The 17,691-nt window shown below is 61.7% G+C and carries 18 protein-coding genes; 10 read left to right on the top strand and 8 right to left on the bottom strand.

The genetic code is table 11. The features are described 5' to 3' along the window. Window position 1: 1 nt before the first annotated feature. From ftsA to AC1D1J_RS08625, 6 genes are all read left to right on the top strand, one after another. Window positions 2-1,231 carry a cell division protein FtsA gene (gene ftsA / locus AC1D1J_RS08650; protein WP_477694419.1) on the top strand — a complete coding sequence of 410 codons (1,230 nt, stop codon included), beginning with the start codon at window positions 2-4 and terminating at the stop codon, window positions 1,229-1,231. Window positions 1,232-1,379: 148 nt separating this feature from the next. Next, the gene (ftsZ, locus tag AC1D1J_RS08645; RefSeq protein WP_477687259.1) at window positions 1,380-2,606 is read left to right on the top strand and encodes a cell division protein FtsZ; all 1,227 of its coding nucleotides are present in this window, start codon (window positions 1,380-1,382) and stop codon (window positions 2,604-2,606) included. Between the two features lie 192 nt (window positions 2,607-2,798). Beyond that, on the top strand, window positions 2,799-3,779 hold the full coding sequence (locus AC1D1J_RS08640) for a dienelactone hydrolase family protein (protein ID WP_477687260.1): 981 nt from the start codon (window positions 2,799-2,801) through the stop codon (window positions 3,777-3,779). A gap of 86 nt (window positions 3,780-3,865) precedes the next feature. After that, window positions 3,866-4,789: a UDP-3-O-acyl-N-acetylglucosamine deacetylase gene (gene lpxC / locus AC1D1J_RS08635; RefSeq protein ID WP_477694418.1), complete on the top strand. Its 924-nt coding sequence runs from the start codon at window positions 3,866-3,868 to the stop codon at window positions 4,787-4,789. A 17-nt stretch (window positions 4,790-4,806) separates the two neighbouring features. Beyond that, window positions 4,807-4,983: a hypothetical protein gene (locus AC1D1J_RS08630; protein WP_477694417.1), complete on the top strand. Its 177-nt coding sequence runs from the start codon at window positions 4,807-4,809 to the stop codon at window positions 4,981-4,983. A gap of 217 nt (window positions 4,984-5,200) precedes the next feature. After that, window positions 5,201-5,629 carry a hypothetical protein gene (locus AC1D1J_RS08625; protein WP_477694416.1) on the top strand — a complete coding sequence of 143 codons (429 nt, stop codon included), beginning with the start codon at window positions 5,201-5,203 and terminating at the stop codon, window positions 5,627-5,629. An 18-nt stretch (window positions 5,630-5,647) separates the two neighbouring features. Here the strand turns inward: AC1D1J_RS08625 and ruvC are convergent, their stop codons facing one another. The 8 genes from ruvC to AC1D1J_RS08585 all read right to left on the bottom strand — a co-directional run bounded on the left by ruvC (window position 5,648) and on the right by AC1D1J_RS08585 (window position 13,162). Further along, window positions 5,648-6,196 (bottom strand): crossover junction endodeoxyribonuclease RuvC, encoded by a 549-nt coding sequence (gene ruvC / locus AC1D1J_RS08620; RefSeq protein ID WP_477694415.1) that lies wholly within the window; start codon window positions 6,194-6,196, stop codon window positions 5,648-5,650. 42 nt (window positions 6,197-6,238) lie between these two features. Beyond that, window positions 6,239-7,219, bottom strand: a complete 981-nt coding sequence (locus AC1D1J_RS08615) for a phosphatidate cytidylyltransferase (RefSeq protein ID WP_457281089.1) — start codon at window positions 7,217-7,219, stop codon at window positions 6,239-6,241. A 19-nt stretch (window positions 7,220-7,238) separates the two neighbouring features. Then, window positions 7,239-7,871 carry a lysophospholipid acyltransferase family protein gene (locus tag AC1D1J_RS08610; RefSeq protein WP_477694414.1) on the bottom strand — a complete coding sequence of 211 codons (633 nt, stop codon included), beginning with the start codon at window positions 7,869-7,871 and terminating at the stop codon, window positions 7,239-7,241. Between the two features lie 29 nt (window positions 7,872-7,900). Next, complete coding sequence (locus tag AC1D1J_RS08605) at window positions 7,901-8,650, bottom strand: transglycosylase domain-containing protein (protein WP_477694413.1); 750 nt, start codon at window positions 8,648-8,650, stop codon at window positions 7,901-7,903. Between the two features lie 13 nt (window positions 8,651-8,663). Continuing rightward, on the bottom strand, window positions 8,664-9,503 hold the full coding sequence (gene aroE, locus AC1D1J_RS08600; protein ID WP_477694412.1) for a shikimate dehydrogenase: 840 nt from the start codon (window positions 9,501-9,503) through the stop codon (window positions 8,664-8,666). A 48-nt stretch (window positions 9,504-9,551) separates the two neighbouring features. Further along, a complete protein-coding gene (locus AC1D1J_RS08595; RefSeq protein ID WP_477694411.1) occupies window positions 9,552-10,400 on the bottom strand; it encodes an energy transducer TonB in 849 nt (282 codons plus the stop codon). A gap of 38 nt (window positions 10,401-10,438) precedes the next feature. Continuing rightward, window positions 10,439-12,499 (bottom strand): ribonuclease catalytic domain-containing protein, encoded by a 2,061-nt coding sequence (locus tag AC1D1J_RS08590; protein ID WP_477694410.1) that lies wholly within the window; start codon window positions 12,497-12,499, stop codon window positions 10,439-10,441. Window positions 12,500-12,565: 66 nt separating this feature from the next. After that, a complete protein-coding gene (locus tag AC1D1J_RS08585) occupies window positions 12,566-13,162 on the bottom strand; it encodes a YqiA/YcfP family alpha/beta fold hydrolase (RefSeq protein WP_477694494.1) in 597 nt (198 codons plus the stop codon). Between the two features lie 206 nt (window positions 13,163-13,368). On the opposite strand from AC1D1J_RS08585, the gene rodA reads away from it, so the two are divergent. The 4 genes from rodA to tldD all read left to right on the top strand — a co-directional run bounded on the left by rodA (window position 13,369) and on the right by tldD (window position 17,495). Then, window positions 13,369-14,523 carry a rod shape-determining protein RodA gene (gene rodA, locus AC1D1J_RS08580; protein WP_477687270.1) on the top strand — a complete coding sequence of 385 codons (1,155 nt, stop codon included), beginning with the start codon at window positions 13,369-13,371 and terminating at the stop codon, window positions 14,521-14,523. Window positions 14,524-14,539: 16 nt separating this feature from the next. Continuing rightward, the gene (locus tag AC1D1J_RS08575) at window positions 14,540-15,424 is read left to right on the top strand and encodes an NAD(P)-dependent oxidoreductase (protein ID WP_477694409.1); all 885 of its coding nucleotides are present in this window, start codon (window positions 14,540-14,542) and stop codon (window positions 15,422-15,424) included. Between the two features lie 131 nt (window positions 15,425-15,555). Then, on the top strand, window positions 15,556-15,888 hold the full coding sequence (locus AC1D1J_RS08570) for a YegP family protein (protein ID WP_477687272.1): 333 nt from the start codon (window positions 15,556-15,558) through the stop codon (window positions 15,886-15,888). Between the two features lie 83 nt (window positions 15,889-15,971). Continuing rightward, the gene (gene tldD, locus AC1D1J_RS08565) at window positions 15,972-17,495 is read left to right on the top strand and encodes a metalloprotease TldD (protein ID WP_477694408.1); all 1,524 of its coding nucleotides are present in this window, start codon (window positions 15,972-15,974) and stop codon (window positions 17,493-17,495) included. The last annotated feature ends 196 nt before the right edge of the window (window positions 17,496-17,691 follow it).

Here is a 17,691-nt window from a genome sequence, read left to right as displayed (position 1 = left end):
TATGGCCAAGGAATACAAAGATCTGGTGGTCGGGCTGGACATCGGAACCAGCAAGGTCATGGCGGTGGTGGCCGAGGTCATGCCTGGCGGGGAGCTCAAGCTTGCCGGTCTGGGCATCGCGGCGAGCAACGGGCTCAAACGCGGGGTGGTCGTCAATATTGACGCCACGGTGCAAAGCATCCAGCAGGCCCTGAAAGAGGCCGAACTGATGGCCGACTGCAAGATCGCCCGCGTCTACACCGGCATTACCGGCAGCCACATCCGCGGCATCAACTCCAGCGGCATGGTGGCGGTCAAGGACAAGGAAGTTACGCAGGCCGACGTGGCGCGCGTGATCGAGACGGCCAAGGCCATCAACATCTCGACCGACCAGCGTCTGCTGCTGGTGGAGCCGCAGGAGTTCGTGATTGACAGCCAGGACGTGCGCGAGCCCATCGGCATGAGCGGCATACGCCTGGAAGCCAAGGTCCACATCGTGACAGGCGCCCAGAGTGCGGCTGAAAACATCATCAAATGCGTGCGGCGCTGCGGGCTTGAAGTCGATCAGCTCATGCTTAATCCGCTGGCTTCGAGCCTGGCTGTGTTGACGCAGGACGAGCAGGAGCTCGGTGTGGCCATGGTCGATATCGGTGCCGGCACCACCGATGTGGCCATCTTCACCGGTGGCGCCATCCGGCACACCGCGGTGATCCCGATCGCCGGTGACCTGATCACCAGCGACATCGCGATGGCGCTGCGCACGCCCACCAAGGACGCTGAAGATATCAAGGTGGAAAGCGGTTACGCCAAGCAGCTGCTGGCCGACCCCGACACGCAGGTGGAAGTGCCGGGGCTGGGAGACCGGGGACCGCGCATGCTGAGCAAGCAGGCCCTGGCGGGCGTGATCGAGCCGCGCATCGAGGAAATTTTTTCGCTGGTCCAGCAGGTGATCCGCGAATCGGGCTACGAAGAGGTGTTGTCTTCGGGCATCGTCATTACCGGTGGCAGTGCCGTCATGCCCGGCATGGTGGAGCTCGGCGAGGACATCTTCCTCAAGCCCGTGCGACGCGGCATACCGCGCTACAACAGTGCGCTGTCAGACATGGTGGCCCAGGCCCGGGCAGCCACGGTCATGGGCCTGCTCGAAGAAGCCCGGCTTGCGCGCATGCGGGGCTACAAGGTGTCGCAAAAGGCAGGCAGTGTGCACAACGCATTCGGCCGTGTCAAAGACTGGTTTGTGGGGAATTTCTGATGAATACCTATTCCACTTTTATCGGCAGGCCCTCGCGTTGTATGCATTCAGGCGGGGCGGATCCCCCTGCTTAAGCCTGTCATGTCAAACATAAATACAACGTTCTGAAAATTTTGGCAACTGCAGTTTATTGATTAGGAGGCTCCCAATGAGCATCGAAATGATTGAAATCGAAGAATTTAACCAGGGCACACAGATCAAGGTGATCGGTGTGGGCGGCGGCGGCGGCAATGCCGTTGGGCACATGATCGAATGCGGCGTACAAGGCGTCGAATTCATCTGCGCCAATACCGACGCGCAGGCACTCAGCCGTGGCAGTGCGCACAAGACCATCCAGCTGGGTGCCAGCGGCCTGGGCGCGGGCAGCAAGCCCGACAAAGGGCGCGATGCGGCAGAGCTGGCTGTGGACGATATTCGCAGCGCCATTGCTGGCGCGCACATGTTGTTCATCACCGCGGGCATGGGCGGCGGCACCGGTACCGGTGCGGCTCCTGTGATCGCGCGCGTGGCCAAGGAGATGGGCATCCTGACCGTCGGCGTGGTGACCAAGCCGTTTGATTTTGAAGGCGGGCGCCGCATGACCAATGCCGACCTCGGCCTGGCCGAACTCGAAGCCAACGTTGACTCACTGATCGTGGTGCTCAATGAAAAGCTGCTCGAAGTGCTGGGCGACGACGTCACGCAGGATGAGGCTTTTGCCCATGCCAACGACGTGCTGAAAAACGCCGTCGGCGGCATTGCCGAAATCATCAACGTGCCCGGCCACGTCAACGTCGACTTTGAAGACGTGCGCACCGTGATGGGTGAACCCGGCAAGGCCATGATGGGAACGGCCAAGGCCAACGGTCCTGATCGTGCGCGCATCGCCGCCGAACAGGCTGTAGCTTGCCCGCTTCTGGAAGGCATCGACCTGTCGGGCGCCAAAGGCGTGCTGGTGCTGATCACCGCGGCCAAGGGCTCGCTCAAGCTGAGCGAATCCAAGCTGGCGATGAACACCATTCGCGCATACGCTTCCCCCGATGCGCATGTGATCTACGGCACGGCCTACGACGACGAGCTGGGCGACGACATCCGTGTGACTGTGGTCGCAACGGGCTTGTCCCGCCAGGGCGTGCGCCGCCATGCGCCGCCGCTGCAGGTGCTGCGCACGGGTACTGACAACGTGCCGTTCAACGTCCCCACGCTGAACACAACGGCCAATGCCGCCGGCACACCGCAGACGATGGGATCGGCCCAGCCCGACTACGGCAACATGTCGGTGCCCAGCGTGTGGCGCACCAACCGGACCCAGGCGGCCGCAAAAGTCGACGCTCTGGCCTCCGGCGGGATGGACGACTTCGAGATTCCTGCCTTTCTGCGCAAGCAGGCCGATTAATCGATGTAAAGCTACTGCGCGGGCTGATCTTGCACTTGCGGTGCTCGCCGTACCTGAGTACGGCTCCGCTCCTCAGCACAACCTCAGCCCGCTCGCTACGCTTTCCATTCGATTAATCGCCGTTGGGGCGTGGACTGGTTCGGCCACTTTTTTTCCTTGTCGTTTGACAGAATTTCGTCAAAAAAGGTGGAAATGAAAATCCCGGCATTGTGTATCGCCGCCCTGGCCGCTTTTCTTGCGCCGCTCGCGGTCGCCCAGACCGCCAGGCCCGAGGCGGCCGAAAAAGTGAGTTGGCCCAGCATGGTGTGTGCGGGTACTCCCTTTGTCTGCAACAAGCTCCATGCGCAGGGCTACCTGTTCAGCCAGCCCGGTCAGACGAAGATTGTGCTGATCTCGCACGGATCGCAGGGCATCGACAGCCGCATGTTCGACTATGTGGACAGCCTTCAGAAGGAGGGTTTCGCAGCGTTGGTGATCGATCACTGGAAGCCTCGAGGCATCGACGTAACGCACAACGACTATCCGGCGGCGTCGCGCAAAGGCGGTAACGAATTCAATATGGCCATTGACAGCCTCGCAGCTGCCGGCTGGTTGCGCGGCCGTGGTTTCGAGAAGGTCGGCAGCATCGGTGAGTCGCAGGGTGGCGGTGCCGCAGTCATGATGCAGCAGAAATTCGCCCACGCACTGATTGAGCGCAACATGCGGCGCTTGTACGCCGACGACTTCAACCTCAAACCCGTCGATGCGGTGGTGGGTTTGTATGGCTACTGCGGTTACCGCAATGCCCGGCGTGACGCTTATGTGAATTCCCCATTTCTTTTCATCACGGGTGAAGTGGACGACGAAACCCCGAGCCGGTACTGTGAACGCCACGTGGGCTGGATGAACGGGCGCGGCGGCAACGCGAAGATCGTGGTACTGGAAGGCGAGGGCCACAGTTTCGACGCACCTTACAAACGGCAACGCAATGTCTTCGGGCCGCACTATGCCAAATGCGATGTTTTGGTCGACGAATCGGGTGTGACCGAACTTAACAGCGGCATCACCATGCCCGGCGACGACGTCAACGCCATGATGGCCCGATGTGTCAGCAAGGTTTTCCACACGGGCTACTGGAAGAATCGCTTCGTCGCGGTGCCGCACTGGACGGCATTCTTCAGGCAGCACCTGTAACAAGGCAAAACCTGTAGCACTTTGGCTATGGTGGCCATCAAAGACTCCAACTGCGGCAATCGGCTGCAACACTTAAAATCACCCATATGCTTCAGCAACGTACCCTTAAATCCCTGACCAAAGCCGTGGGCGTGGGCCTGCACAGTGGGCAGCGGGTCGAACTCACCTTGCGGCCGGCGGCACCCGATACCGGTATTGTGTTTCGCCGTGTGGATTTGCCTCAGCCGGTGGATATCGTTATTTCCGCGCAGGCGGTGACGGATACGCGGCTGGCGTCGACGATCGCCAGTGGCAGCGCCAAGGTGCACACCGTTGAGCACCTGATGTCGGCCTGCGCGGGCCTGGGCATTGACAACCTGTATGTCGACATCACGGCCGAAGAAGTGCCGATCCTGGACGGTTCAGCTTCGTCGTTTGTTTTTTTACTGCAATCGGCGGGTATCGCGCTGCAGGCCGCTCCCAAGCGGTTTATCCGCGTGATCAAGCCGGTGGAAGTGCGCGAAGGCGAGGGCGCCAACACCAAGTGGGCGCGCTTGAGCCCCTATGAAGGCTACAAGCTCAGTTTTGAAATTAATTTCGACCACCCTGCGGTGGACTCCACCGGCCAGCGCGTGGAGTTCGACATGGGCTCGGGCGCCTACACACGCGACATCGCGAGGGCCCGCACCTTCGGCTTCACCAAGGATGTGGAAATGATGCGCGCCAATGGCCTGGCGCTGGGCGGCGGGCTGGACAACGCCATCGTCATGGACGACTACAAGGTGCTCAACAGCGACGGGCTCCGCTACAACGACGAGTTCGTGAAGCACAAGATCCTCGATGCCATGGGCGACCTCTATTTGCTGGGCAAACCGCTGCTGGCCGCCTACAGCGCGTTCCGCTCCGGCCACGCGATGAACAACAAGCTGCTGCGCGAGCTGCTGTCGCACAAGGACGCCTACGAAGTCGTCACCTTCGAGGACGAGAAAAAAGCACCGCAGGGCTTCGCCACGCTGGCGCGTGCCTGGTAGGGCCGGCGGAACACGCCATGCTGCTGTTTCGCTGGCTCATCCTGCTGTTTTTGCTGGCAGCGGTGGTGTCCTTCATGTTTTACGCCGGCACCGGACAGCCACGGTTCAAGCAGTTCGGGCTCACCATTCTCAAGTGGACGCTGATCGCCGCTTTTGGTTTTTTTGCGGTACTGATACTGGAACGTCTGGCATAGCTTGACCATGGTTCATCGTGACCACAGGATGCCTTCCGGGTTTCTCCTTGCTGCCGAGCTGTCCGGCGACCCCGTTTCAAGAGCTTGAATCCGTGCAGTTATAGTTCGGTCATAACGACTTTCCCTGGCGCTGAAGAGCAACACGGAAGCCACCGGATTCGGTGCTCTGCGGTGTTCAATGACGTAACCACCTGAAAAAACCACCGGAGATTGACCCATGAGCTTCATCAAAATCCTTATCGTGCTGGGTCTTGCTGGTTTTGGATATCAATACTGGACCAAACACCGTGAAGGTCAACCGATGATGGCCTCAACCAGCTCCGCAGGAAGCGCAAGTTCAAATGGATTTGTTTTGCTGCCCGGTACGAGCACTACCGCTTCCAACGCGGTTCAGGTTATTGCCGCGGAGGATTGCCCGGAGGAGGCGGCCCAGCGCGCGAATAGCCTGGCCGAGCAACTTTCGGGCAAGGGGATTCCGGTTACCCGCACCCACAGTATCAGCTTCACCGTGACAAGTGGCGATCCCGCCGACGCCCAGCGCATCTCGTCCATCATGAGCGGCGAACTGCCCATTGTGCTGGTGCGCGGAAAAGCCAGGTCTAACCCCTCATTGGATGAGGTGATCGCTGAATACCGTGGCCGCTAAGGCGCGGATCACCACGATCTAACGGCTTCGTCCGTCCCTGTAGTTTCCTGCGGGTTTTGCGCCGGTTCCCGCTGCCGCAGCCAGCCTCTGCATCGCTGTGCCGACATGGGCGTGGGTAATCGCCAGCCCCAGCGCATCGGCCGCGTCTTTGCCAGGCAGGGAAGGCAGCTTCAGCAGCCGCATCACCATCTCCTGCACCTCGGCCTTGCCCGCCTTGCCATAGCCCGCAACCGCCTTTTTGAGCTGCAACGCCGTGTATTCGGCTACCGTCAGCTGGCGCGAGACCAGGGCCGTGATGCAGGCCCCGCGTGCCTGGCCCAGCAGCAGCGTCGCCTGCGGGTTGACGTTGACAAAGACGATTTCGACAGAGGCCGCATCGGGCTGGTACCGCTCCACCACTTCGCACACACCCTCAAACAGGACTTTCAGCCGGCCCGGCAAATCGCTGCGTTCCATATGCGTGGTCTTGATGGTGCCGCTGGCCACATAACGCAGGTGCTGGCCGTCCATGTCGATCACGCCAAAACCTGCGACCTGCAGACCGGGGTCGATGCCAAGGATTCTCATATGCTATGTATTTGATAGCTGGTCGCGCACGTGTTCATTGGGTTAGAGGCCAAAATACCATCTAACTGAATGAAAAAATATGGGTGCACCAAAGCACAGCGCGTCCACGCGGTCCAGCAGGCCGCTGGCACCGGTGACGCCCACGCCGCGGTTCCCCCAGTTGGGAATGCCGCGGTCACGCTTGAGGGCTTTCATCACCAGGTGCCCGAGCGAGCCTGATACGCAGGCAATGAAAGCCATGGCCACCGCCTGCGCCGGCTTGAAGGGCGTGAGGCCCGCCAACAGACCGCCCAACAGGCTGGCCCCAACGACGGCGATCAACCAGCTGGTCCAGTTAAAGCTTTTGCTGACATTGGGCGCGCTGCCCGGCCGTTGCAGTTTGCGGCCCACCAGGTGCTGGACGATCATGCAGCTTTGCACCACAAACACCAGGAAGAACACCAGAAAGGCGTTTTTGCCCTGGTAGTTGGGAAACTTCAGCAGCAGCAGGGCGGGCACATGGCTGATGCCATAGACGCAGACCATGATGCCCCATTGCAGCTTGGCGTTGCGTTCAAGGAAACGGTGCGGATCGTCGGCCAGCGCGCTGACCACCGGAATCGCCAGGAACACGTAGACCGGAATGAACACGGTCACCAGGTCAAAGTGCCGCGTGATGACCAGCGCAAACTGCACCGGCAGCACCACAAAAAAGGCCAGCACCAGGCTGCGGTGGTCACCTTGCCGGGTCGGTGAGAGCGTGATGAATTCGCGCAGCGCAAAAAAAGCCACCATGCCGAACAGCACGGTCGCCACGGTTTCTCCCAGCGTCCAGCCGATCCAGAACACCGTGGACATGAACCACGAGGTGCGCAGCAGGCCGTTGAATTCTTTCAATTTCTGGGTGTGCAGGTCGTCTTCATGCGTGTCCTTCAGCGACATCACGAAGGCGGCCACACTGATGAGTGTCAGGATGCCGAACACCAGCACGAACAGCAGGCCGACCTGGTGTGAGGGAGAAAGGTTGCGCAAAAAGGTGTTCATCAGGATTCCGGGCCTTGTATCAGGTTTCCCTGAGATCCATGACGGCCTGGCGCGCGCGCGCCAGGAATTCGCCCCGGTCTTCACCGTCGCCCAATGCAATCGGCGCGCCAAAGGTGACCGAACACAAAATGGGCACCGGCACGACTTCGCCCTTGGGCATGACGCGCTGCACATTGTTGATCCAGGCAGGCACCAGCACCACCTGTGGAAATTTGAGTGCCAGGTTGTACAGGCCAGCCTTGAATTTTTGCGGCTCTTCGTGGTTGCCGCGTGTGCCCTCTGGAAACAGGATGATCGAGTCACCGCTGTTCAGGGCATCGATCAGCGGCTCCAGCGGGTCCTGGTCGCCGGTCTTGGCGCGGTCCACGTAAATCGCATTGAAGACCGCCGTGGTGATCCATTTCTTGAAAGGCGTTTTGGTCCAGTAGTCTTTCGCGGCGATCGGCCGCGTGATGCTGCGAAGCTCTTCCGGCAGCGCCGCCCACATCAGCACCAGGTCGGCATGGCTCTGGTGGTTGGCAAAATAAATACGCTGTTCCGCCTTGGGCGGGCAGCCTTGCCAGCGGGCCTGTGCACCGGTCAGCGTGCGGATCAGCCCCAGCAGGAAAAGCCCCATCAGCTTGGCCAGGATGGGAGAAAATTTGTCGTTCATGGGGTTCGGCCCTTTTTGCTGTTCAGCATTCAGGGCAGTTCCACACCGCCCATGCGGGCCGTGATGGTGCTGGCGCGCGAAGCCAGGTAGCCCGAGCCGGGCCGCGTTTCAAAGTATTTGGGGCGCGGCAGCATGACGGCCAGCCGCGCGGATTCATAGGCGCTCAGTTTTGACGCAGGCTTGCGATAGTAATGCTGCGCTGCGGCCTCGGCGCCAAAAATGCCTTCGCCCCACTCCACGCTGTTGAGGTAAATCTCCAGAATGCGCTCCTTGCCGAGCAGGGCTTCGAGCAGCAGCGTCAGCACCAGCTCCTGGCCTTTGCGCAAAAGCGTGCGCTCACCCGACAGGAACAGGTTTTTGGCGAGCTGCTGGGTGATGGTGGAGCCGCCAATGATTTTCACCGGTCTGGCGGGTGCTGCCGCTGCCTTGGCGGGAGCCAGGCGGCTGGCGGACTGTGCGGCGCGCAGCTCGGCCTTGGCGTTTTTGTCCCAGGCCTTCTCAAGTGCCTCCATGTCCACGCCGTCATGCTCGGCGAAGCTGGCGTCTTCCGATGCGATTACCGCACGCTTGAGGTTGTCCGGCAGGTCGTCGTAAGGCACCCATTGCTGCCGCCATTTGAGGGATCCGGTGTTGCGAACTACCAGGTAGGCTTCCGAGCGCTGAAAAGCGGTGGATTCCGGGTCCACCACGGCCATCATGGCGATGCGCGCCACAAAAAACAGTTGCAGCGCCAGGCCTGCCAGCAGCCCGAGGCCGATGAGCCGGAGGAGTGCTTTCATGGCGTGCATGCCTTCATGCCAGCTGCGCCCGCATTTCCTGCAATACCTGGGCAGAGGGCGGACGAACCCCGCGCCACAGTGCGAAGGCCTCGGCGGCTTGCTCCACCAGCATGCCCAGCCCGTCGCGCGGCGTTGCGCCATTTTCCCGGGCCCAGGCCATGAAGCCCGCCGCGGCGGGGCCGTACATCATGTCGCAGGCCAGCGCGCCGGGCTTGAGTACGCTCGCCGGAACCGGCACACCCGCGCCCGCCAGGCTGCTTGCGCTGGCATTGACAATCACATCGAAATAGCCCTGCAGCCCTTGCAGCTCGTGCGCGAGTAGCTCCGTTTTTTGTAGCAAACCTTGCATGGACGAGTGTGCCCGGTGCCGTGCCACCAGCACGTCGGCTTTCGCCCGCGTGCGGTTGACCAGCACCAGACGGCGTGGCCCGGCCCCCAGCAGGGCGGCCAGCGCGCCGGCACCGGCACCCCCCGCTCCGATCAGCAGCACGTCGCGCCCGGCCAGCGAAACACCGGCGTTGTTCTGGATGTCGTTCACCAGGCCCATGCCGTCGGTGTTGTCGGCGTGGATGGCGCTGCCTTGCAGCACCAACGTGTTGGCGGCCTGGGCCAATTGCGCCCTGTCGGTCCGTGTGCTTGCGGCTTCAAAGGCTTGCAGCTTGAAAGGCACGGTGACGTTGCAGCCTTTTACGCCGCCCTGTACCAGTTCAGCCAGTGCGGCGCCGAACGCCTCCAGCGGCACCAGCAGGCGTTCGTATTGCAGGGATTGCCCCGTGAGTTCGGCAAATCGTGCGTGAATCAACGGAGACTTGCTGTGCGCGATCGGGTTGCCCAGGACGCAGTATTTATCCATGGCGGGGCCGGGTGTTCATGTGCGTGGGGCTGAAAGCAGCAGTCGGGGCTAGCGGCTGGTGAGTTTGGTTTCAAGCGTGTCATCGCGCGTGAACTTGAAGCGCGACACCACCACGATCTGGTCCGCCTTGCTGCGCATCGCATCGCTGAACTTGCCGAAAGGCCCGGTGCCGCGCACGATGCTTTGCGCACGCCGGTCCAGCGTCAGGTTGCCCGAGGTCTGTACGACTTCCGTGTCGATCACGCTGCCGTCAAAATTCACCGTCACGATCATCGTGAGTTCACCGTACAGTTTTTTGCCGGCCAGCTCGGGGAAGTTCACCGTCCCCTTCTCTTCAATCTTGCGGCGCAGTTCGTCGTAATAAACGGCGTAGACCTCTTCACGTGTGGCCGGGCTGATGTAGCGCTTTTTCGGCCGTGCGTTTTCTTCGTTGATGCGCCGCTCGATTTCCGCCAGGATCTTGACGAGCTGCTTGCGTTTTTCCTCGCGCTCGGCCTGCGCCGGGTTGTTGGCGGGCTGTGTTGGGTCGGGCGGCGGCATGGAGGCCAGCTGCTTTTTGATTTGCGCGAGCAACTGGGTTTGCTGTTCCTGCAGGGAATCGACCTTGCGCTGGGCGTCTTCGGTGGCGTCGCCCAGCTCCATCAAGGCCGAAGGCGGCAAGGGGGAGGTGGCGCGGCCTTTTTCCATCTCGCCACCACCAGCCAGCGAGGCCTGTGCGATGGCTTTGGCAAAGTCGGGCTTTTCGTTGGACTTGGCATTGACGAGGATCACTTCCAGCGACGTGTCCTGAAAGACACGGTTGAAGCGGTCCGGATCAACAAAACGCGCCGTCAGCAACACCGCATGAAAGGCGATGGAGGCGCCCAGGGCTATTTGCAGTGTGCTTGGTGACTTCACAGGAAGAGATTATCGGTGTTTATGAGCGTATTGCGGTGTTAACCGGCGACCGGAGCCGCCACAGCGGCATCGGTTTGTGGCTCATTGACATCGACTGCAATCGAGATCGGGCCGGCGGCCATCTCGGACTCGCCATCCTCCTCGCCCAGCGGATCAGGAGACTCATCCATCTCCACGTCCAGCCGCTCGACCACTGTGCCGGAAATATCCAGCGTGATCTCGTCGATCTCGCCCAGCTTTATACGCACTTTCGCGCCACGCGGCAGGCCCTGCGCACCAGCGGCTGGCAGCACCAGCGGCAACTCGTCGGCGCGCACCAGGTTGTCCTTGAAGGCAGTGGCGGTCAGCTCTGTGATGTGGTTCTGCTGCAGGTATTTGAGTGTCCAGTAGCGCTCGATCCCGGCCTGGAAACCGTTGTAGGCGCTGTAGGCGGCGTCAAAGCCCGAGATGATGGAAAACAGCTCGGCGTCCTTGGGCTTGAACGGCGCAGCCAGCGCGGCCGTGCGGCCGTGGCGCGCGCAGGCAATGATCTGCCACTGGTTGACCAGGTCGGTATAGCGGCGCAGTGGTGAGGTGCTCCAGGCATAGCTTTTGACGCCGATGCCCGCGTGCGGCAGGGCCTTGGTGCCCATGCGCACTTTCACGCCGGGCGCGAGGCTGGCCTGGCTGCGGTAAATGCCAGGCACGCCGTGCTCGGCCAGCCATTCGCCCCAGGTGCTGTTCGCCAGAATCATGGCCTCGGCCACGATCAAGTCCAGCGGTGCGCCGCGCTGGCGCGTGCTGATGCTGACCGTCTCGTTGCCCTGGGGCTCGCCGCCTGTCGGGTTGTCCAGCCTGAAGTTGTAGTCAGGCCGGTTGAAGTTCTCGGGTTTGCCGCGCACGATTTCGCGCTGGGCCTTCAGGTGTTTGGCCAGCCGGTGCAAAAAGCTCAGTTCCACACCCCATTGAACATCGGTGGGGGGGCTGGTTTGCGCGGCTTCAAAAAAGGCTTCGGTGAACGTGCTGTCCAGCACGTCGTGGCGCAGGTTGCTGACGATGGGCACCTGCTCCAGCCGGGTCACGCTTTCCTTGATCTGCAGCGTGGCCTCATCCAGCGTGAGGTACAGCGACAGAGCCGGGCAGTTGCGGCCCTCCTGCAGCGTGTAGCTTTTGACGATTTCATCCGGCAGCATCGTCAGCTTGTAGCCGGGCATGTACACGGTGGAAAGCCGCGCGCGGCCCACGGTGTCGATCGGGCTGCCGGGCAATACGGCCAGGCCTGGCGCGGCGATGTGGATGCCAAGCGTGACAGTGCCGCTGCCCAGGCCCTGCACGGACAGCGCATCGTCGATCTCGGTGGTGGCTGAGTCGTCGATGGAGAACGCTTTAACGTCAGCCAGCGGCAGCTCGTCCTTGACCTCGGGCGCCTGCAGCGCTGGGAAACCCGTGCCCTTGGGGAAGTTCTCAAACAAAAAGCGCTTCCAGTGGAACTGGTAGGGTGAGGCGATGGCGCCTGCCTTTTGCAGCAAATCGAGCGGCGCGGTGTGCGTGGCGCGTGAGGCTTCGACGACAGCCTTGTATTCAGCGCTGTTCTTGTCGGGTTTGAAAAGAATTTTGTAGAGCTGCTCGCGCACCGGCGCCGGGCATTCGCCGCGGCCCAGCTCTTCGGCCCATGCGGTTATTTGCGCCGCGACCTGCTTTTTCTTTTCGATGGCGGCCAACGCCTGCTGCAGGATTTCCGCCGGTGCCTTCCTGAAGCGGCCCTTGCCGGCACGGCGAAAGTAGTGCGGCGCGTCATACAGGCGAAAGAGCGCGGCGGCCTGTTGCTCCAGCGAGGCGGCCTTGCCGTCGGCGCTGAAGTAGTCGCGCGCCAGGTCGGCAAAGCCGAATTCTTCTTCGCTGGCAAATTCCCAAGCCAGGTCCAGCTCAATATCGTGGCTCAGCTTTTGGCCGGCGGCCACCATCTCGGCAGGGGATGGCTTTTCAAACTTCAGCAGGGCATTAACGCCCTTGACCTTCACACGCTTGCCCGAGTCGAGTTCAACCTGCAGCGACGCATCGCTCTCGGACAAAATGCGGCCGGCCAGGAACTTGCCGGCTTCTTCAAACAATACAAACAAAACGGGATCCCTTTGGTGTCTTTGATGACTTGAGACTAGTGTAATCAGGGCTGCTTCAGAGAGATTTCAGGCCAATGCCAGGAAGTCGAGGATGGCCGGCAGATGCCGGTCAAAGTCGCTCAGTGCATGGTCGCCGCCTTCCAGCAGCCGGATGTGAGCGCCCGCATAACGGGCCGTCATTTCACGCCAGTCCAACACTTCGTCACCCTTGGCAACGATGGCGAGGTAGTTTTGCGGCGATTTCAGCGGCCCGGCATGCTGCGCTTTCAGCTCATCCACAAAGCGGGGCTCGAAGAAAAAGTGCTCTTGCGGGTTGTGCCAGGCCGTTTGCTCGCCGATGTAGCGGGCGAGGTCGCGCGCCGGCTCCACGGCCGGGTTGAGCAGCACGGCCTTGCACGCAGCCTGTTCGGCCACCGCAGTGGCGTAAAAGCCGCCCAGCGAAGAGCCGATCACGCCCATGCTTTGGTAGCCCGGCTTGCCGGGCCAACCGGCAATTTCGTCCTCCACCATCTGCAGCGCGGCGTGCGGCGAAGGCGGCAGCTGCGGGCACCACCAGTGAACGGCGGGATGGCGCTGCTGCACGGCAGCGGCCATTTTCCGGGCCTTGGCGGATTGCGGGGACGAGCGAAATCCGTGGAGATAGAGCAGATGGGTGATGCGCATGCCGCATGTTAGACGGGCAGGCCGCACGCACGTCTTGCCGGAGCCGATTTCCCCGGTTTCGCGGTGTTTCATGCTGATTTTAAGCGAAATAGGGCTTTGAGCCAATCAGGACGGGCGCAAGCAGCTATGTAATTGATAGCGTTGTTCACTTCCGCGGGATGCCCGGCCGCGCGTTTTCGGCTTCAAGGCTGACGGATAATCCGCGCATGGCCGCCGTTTTCGACAAACCCTCCCTTTATCAGCGAACCTTGCCTTTGCTCCAGGGCTTTGATGGCCTGCTGGCGTTTGCGGTGTTTTTGCTGGCCTGCGCGGGCCTCCTGATCATGTATTCGTCGGGCTATGACCACGGCACGCGGTTTATCGACCATGGCCGCAACATGCTGATTGCCGGCGCCATCATGTTTGTGGTGGCCCAGGTTCCACCCCAGCGCCTGATGGCTTTTGCCGTGCCGCTTTACATTGCCGGGGTGGCATTGCTGGTCGCCGTGGCCGTTTTCGGTATCACCAAAAAAGGCGCCCGGCGCTGGCTCAATGTGGGCGTGGTGATCCAGCCCAGTGAAATCCTGAAAATCGCCATGCCGCTGATGCTGGCCTGGTGGTTCCAGAAACGCGAAGGCCAGCTGCGTCCGCTGGACTTCCTGGCCGCAGGGCTGTTGCTGCTCGTTCCGGTCGGGCTGATCATGAAGCAGCCCGACCTGGGAACCTCGCTGCTGGTGCTGGCCGCCGGCCTGGCTGTGATTTTTTTTGCCGGCCTGAGCTGGAAGCTGATTGTTCCGCCCGTGCTGCTCGGCCTGGTGGGTGTGTTCCTCGTGGTATGGTTCGAGCCGCAAATCTGTGCCGACGGCGTGCGCTGGCCCATCCTGCACGATTACCAGCAGCAGCGCATCTGCACGCTGCTCGATCCGTCGCGAGACCCGCTGGGCAAGGGCTTTCACATCATCCAGGGCATGATCGCCATCGGCTCGGGCGGCATCACGGGCAAGGGCTTTATGGCCGGCACCCAGACGCACCTGGAGTTCATTCCCGAGCGCACCACCGACTTCATCTTCGCGGCTTACTCCGAAGAGTTCGGCCTGCTGGGCAACCTGCTGTTGATTGCTGCGTTCATCTTCCTGATTTTGCGCGGGCTGGCCATTGCGCTGGAAGCATCGACCCTGTTTTCGCGCCTGCTGGCCGGTGCGCTAACCATGATTTTTTTCACCTATGCTTTCGTCAATATGGGCATGGTCAGCGGCATCCTGCCCGTGGTGGGGGTGCCGCTGCCTTTCATCAGCTATGGCGGCACGGCCATGGTGACGCTGGGACTGGCCATCGGCATGCTGATGTCTATCGCCAAGGCCAAGCGCTTGGTGCAGTCCTGAAGATCCCGGATTGAAAATGCCGCAAACCGTCACCGTGATTGGTGTGGGCAACATGGGTGGCGGCATGGCGGCCAACCTGCTGGACAAGGGCTGGAGCGTGCAGGTGTGCGACGTCGATCCGGCCAAATCCGTCGGGATGGCGCGATTGGGTGCTGCGGTCATGGCTTCTCCCGCTGATGCCCTGGTGAATTCGCAGGCTTTCATCATCTGCGTGGTAGATGCCGCACAAACCGAAGAGGTGCTGTTTGGCGAGCGGGGTCTTGCACGCATGCTGCAACCCGGCCATACCGTGATGTTGTGCCCAACGATTGCGCCGCAGGATGTCGAGTCTTTCGCCAAACGGTTGGCTGAACGCGGTGTGCACACGCTGGATGCGCCCATGTCGGGCGGGCCTGCGCGGGCGCGCGACGGCTCCATGAGCCTGATGCTGGCTTGTGCGGACGAGGTCTACGCACAGCAAGCCGGCTTGCTGCAAGCCGTGTCGGCCAAGGTGTTTCGCATTAGCGAAAACCCCGGCGACGGCGCCCGCACCAAGCTGGTCAACAACCTGCTGGCGGGGATCAACCTGGTGGGCGCCGCCGAAGCGCTGGCACTGGCCGGCCGGCTGGGACTGGACCTCACCACCACGCTGGACGTGATCGAACAATCGAGCGGCCAGAGCTGGATCGGTTCGGACCGCATGCGCCGCGCGATTGCCGGCGATTACGCCCCGCGCGCGCATGTCACCCTGCTGGAAAAAGACACCCGCCTGGCTGTTGAGGCTGCGCGTGCAGCCGGTTTTGACGGCCCGCTGGGCCTGCGCGCCAGCCAGGTTTTTGCCCAGGCGCACCAGGCCGGTCTGGCCGGCGAGGATGACGCGGCCCTTTTCAAGCATCTCAGGCAGACGGCCGGCAAGCCCTGAATGCTCCGGCGACGCCCCAGGTGCGGCTGCGATATTTGTTACGGTTTTTCCCCGCACAGCGGCGCCCGGCGGAGTACAACCTTGGCTGTCATTCCCGACAACAACAATGTCCACTTCGAAGGAGTTGCGTCATGGCCGGAAAGTTTGAGCTCAAGAAGTCCAAGAACGACAAGTACTTTTTCTCGCTGCTGGCGGGTAACGGGCAGAAGATCCTGGCCAGCGAGATGTACGAAACCAAAGCCAGTGCGACTGGCGGCATTGAATCCGTCAAGAAAAATGCGCCGGACGACAGCCGCTATGACCGTCTGGTGGGCAAGGACGGTTCCCCCTATTTCAACCTTAAGGCCGGTAACGGACAGGTGATTGGGGTCAGCGAAATGTACTCCAGCGTATCGGCACGGGATAACGGCATCGAGTCGTGTAAAACCAACGCGCCGGGCGCTACCACTACCGACACGGCCTGAGCCGCACGGCAAAGCCCATGGGCGGTGCCAGGCGGCGCGGCGAGGCCTGCGCGCCTGGAAGGCAGACTGCCTACAATGGCCCAATGACCTCACTTCGCTCCACCCCCGTCTCCGCCTCCAACAAGTCCACGGTCTCATCGACGGCCCGACCGACTGCGGAGTCGACGTCGGGGCGGTTGGCGATTGCTGAAAAGTTGCTGCTGGCGCCTTTCGGCCTCACGCAGGCGCATCTGAGCCGCGCGCTGGGCGAAATCACCTCCCATGGCGCCGACGACGCCGATCTCTACTTCCAGTACACCCGCAGCGAAGGCTGGAGCCTGGAAGAGGGCATCGTGAAGACTGGTTCCTTCAGCATCGACCAGGGTGTGGGCGTGCGCGCCGTCAGCGGCGAAAAAACCGCTTTTGCCTATTCCGATGACATTTCCGAGGCCTCACTGCTCGACGCGGCGCGCACTGTGCGCAGCATTTCCGCCGGCGGCAAATCAGCCCGCGTGAAGACGCCGGCCCGCCGCATCGCCGGCAGCCGTTCGCTCTACCAGGGACTGGACCCGATCGCCACGCTGGACAGCACCGCCAAGGTCAAGTTGCTGGAGAAGGTGGAAAAACTCGCCAAAGCCAAGGATCCGCGCATCGTGCAGGTCATGGCGGGTCTGGCCAGCGAATACGACGTGGTGATGGTGGCCCGCGCCGACGGCACGCTGGCCGCCGACGTGCGCCCGCTGGTGCGCCTGAGCGTGACGGTGATTGCCGAGCAGAAGGGCCGGCGCGAAGTCGGTTCGGGCGGCGGCGGCGGGCGTTTTGGCCTGGCCTACTTTGACGACGCCCAGATCGCCGAATATGTGAACGATGCTGTGAAAGCGGCATTGACCAACCTGGACGCGCGCCCCGCGCCGGCCGGTGAAATGACTGTGGTGCTGGGTTCGGGCTGGCCCGGCATCCTGTTGCACGAAGCCATCGGCCATGGCCTGGAAGGTGACTTCAACCGCAAGGGCTCCAGTGCGTTTTCCGGCAAGATCGGTCAGCGCGTGGCAGCCAAGGGTGTTACCGTGCTGGACGACGGCACGATTGCCGACCGCCGCGGCTCCCTCAACGTCGACGACGAAGGCAACGCCAGCCAGCGCAATGTGCTGATTGAAGACGGCATCCTGAAGGGCTACATCCAGGATTCGCTGAATGCGCGCCTGATGAAGGTCAAGCCCACGGGCAACGGCCGCCGTGAAAGCTACGCCCATGTGCCCATGCCGCGCATGACCAACACCTACATGCTGGGCGGCGACAAGCAGCCCGAAGAAATCGTGGCCAGCATCAAAAAGGGCCTCTACGCCACCAATTTCGGCGGCGGCCAGGTCGACATCACCTCCGGCAAGTTCGTGTTTTCGGCCAGCGAAGCCTTCTGGGTCGAAAACGGCAAGATTCTGTATCCCGTCAAGGGCGCGACGATTGTGGGCAACGGCCCCGACGCGCTGACCCGCGTCACCATGATGGGCAACGACATGGCGCTGGACAGCGGCGTAGGCACCTGCGGCAAGGAAGGCCAGAGCGTGCCGGTGGGCGTCGGCCAGCCGACGCTGCGCATCGACGGCCTCACGGTGGGCGGAACGGCCTGATTCAGGCCTGAATTAGCCTGTTTTTGACCTGTGCTACATTTCAGCTTATGAATTCGGCCAAGTTTTACTTCGGTTACTTTTGGTTCTCAAGCGCTTCCGGCGGTAGAGAGATCAACGCGTGACCCGATAAAACGCACCGATTCTCCAAAAACCGCCGGCCTCCGGCGGTTTTTTTTTGCCCGTTCAATTTTTCAAA

This window comes from Polaromonas sp. P1_F8 (genome assembly GCF_056405635.1).
This window is presented reverse-complemented; position numbering and strand designations above follow the sequence as displayed.

Coding starts and splice junctions, on each gene's coding strand:
- AC1D1J_RS08575 (WP_477694409.1), top strand. CDS start 14,540: ATGCCGCAAACCGTCACCGTGATTGGTGTGGGCAACATGGGTGGCGGC.
- AC1D1J_RS08640 (WP_477687260.1), top strand. CDS start 2,799: ATGAAAATCCCGGCATTGTGTATCGCCGCCCTGGCCGCTTTTCTTGCG.
- lpxC (WP_477694418.1), top strand. CDS start 3,866: ATGCTTCAGCAACGTACCCTTAAATCCCTGACCAAAGCCGTGGGCGTG.
- aroE (WP_477694412.1), bottom strand. CDS start 9,503: ATGGATAAATACTGCGTCCTGGGCAACCCGATCGCGCACAGCAAGTCT.
- AC1D1J_RS08570 (WP_477687272.1), top strand. CDS start 15,556: ATGGCCGGAAAGTTTGAGCTCAAGAAGTCCAAGAACGACAAGTACTTT.
- AC1D1J_RS08630 (WP_477694417.1), top strand. CDS start 4,807: ATGCTGCTGTTTCGCTGGCTCATCCTGCTGTTTTTGCTGGCAGCGGTG.
- AC1D1J_RS08625 (WP_477694416.1), top strand. CDS start 5,201: ATGAGCTTCATCAAAATCCTTATCGTGCTGGGTCTTGCTGGTTTTGGA.
- ftsA (WP_477694419.1), top strand. CDS start 2: ATGGCCAAGGAATACAAAGATCTGGTGGTCGGGCTGGACATCGGAACC.
- tldD (WP_477694408.1), top strand. CDS start 15,972: ATGACCTCACTTCGCTCCACCCCCGTCTCCGCCTCCAACAAGTCCACG.
- AC1D1J_RS08610 (WP_477694414.1), bottom strand. CDS start 7,871: ATGAACGACAAATTTTCTCCCATCCTGGCCAAGCTGATGGGGCTTTTC.
- ftsZ (WP_477687259.1), top strand. CDS start 1,380: ATGAGCATCGAAATGATTGAAATCGAAGAATTTAACCAGGGCACACAG.
- rodA (WP_477687270.1), top strand. CDS start 13,369: ATGGCCGCCGTTTTCGACAAACCCTCCCTTTATCAGCGAACCTTGCCT.
- AC1D1J_RS08615 (WP_457281089.1), bottom strand. CDS start 7,219: ATGAACACCTTTTTGCGCAACCTTTCTCCCTCACACCAGGTCGGCCTG.
- AC1D1J_RS08605 (WP_477694413.1), bottom strand. CDS start 8,650: ATGAAAGCACTCCTCCGGCTCATCGGCCTCGGGCTGCTGGCAGGCCTG.
- AC1D1J_RS08585 (WP_477694494.1), bottom strand. CDS start 13,162: ATGCGCATCACCCATCTGCTCTATCTCCACGGATTTCGCTCGTCCCCG.
- ruvC (WP_477694415.1), bottom strand. CDS start 6,196: ATGAGAATCCTTGGCATCGACCCCGGTCTGCAGGTCGCAGGTTTTGGC.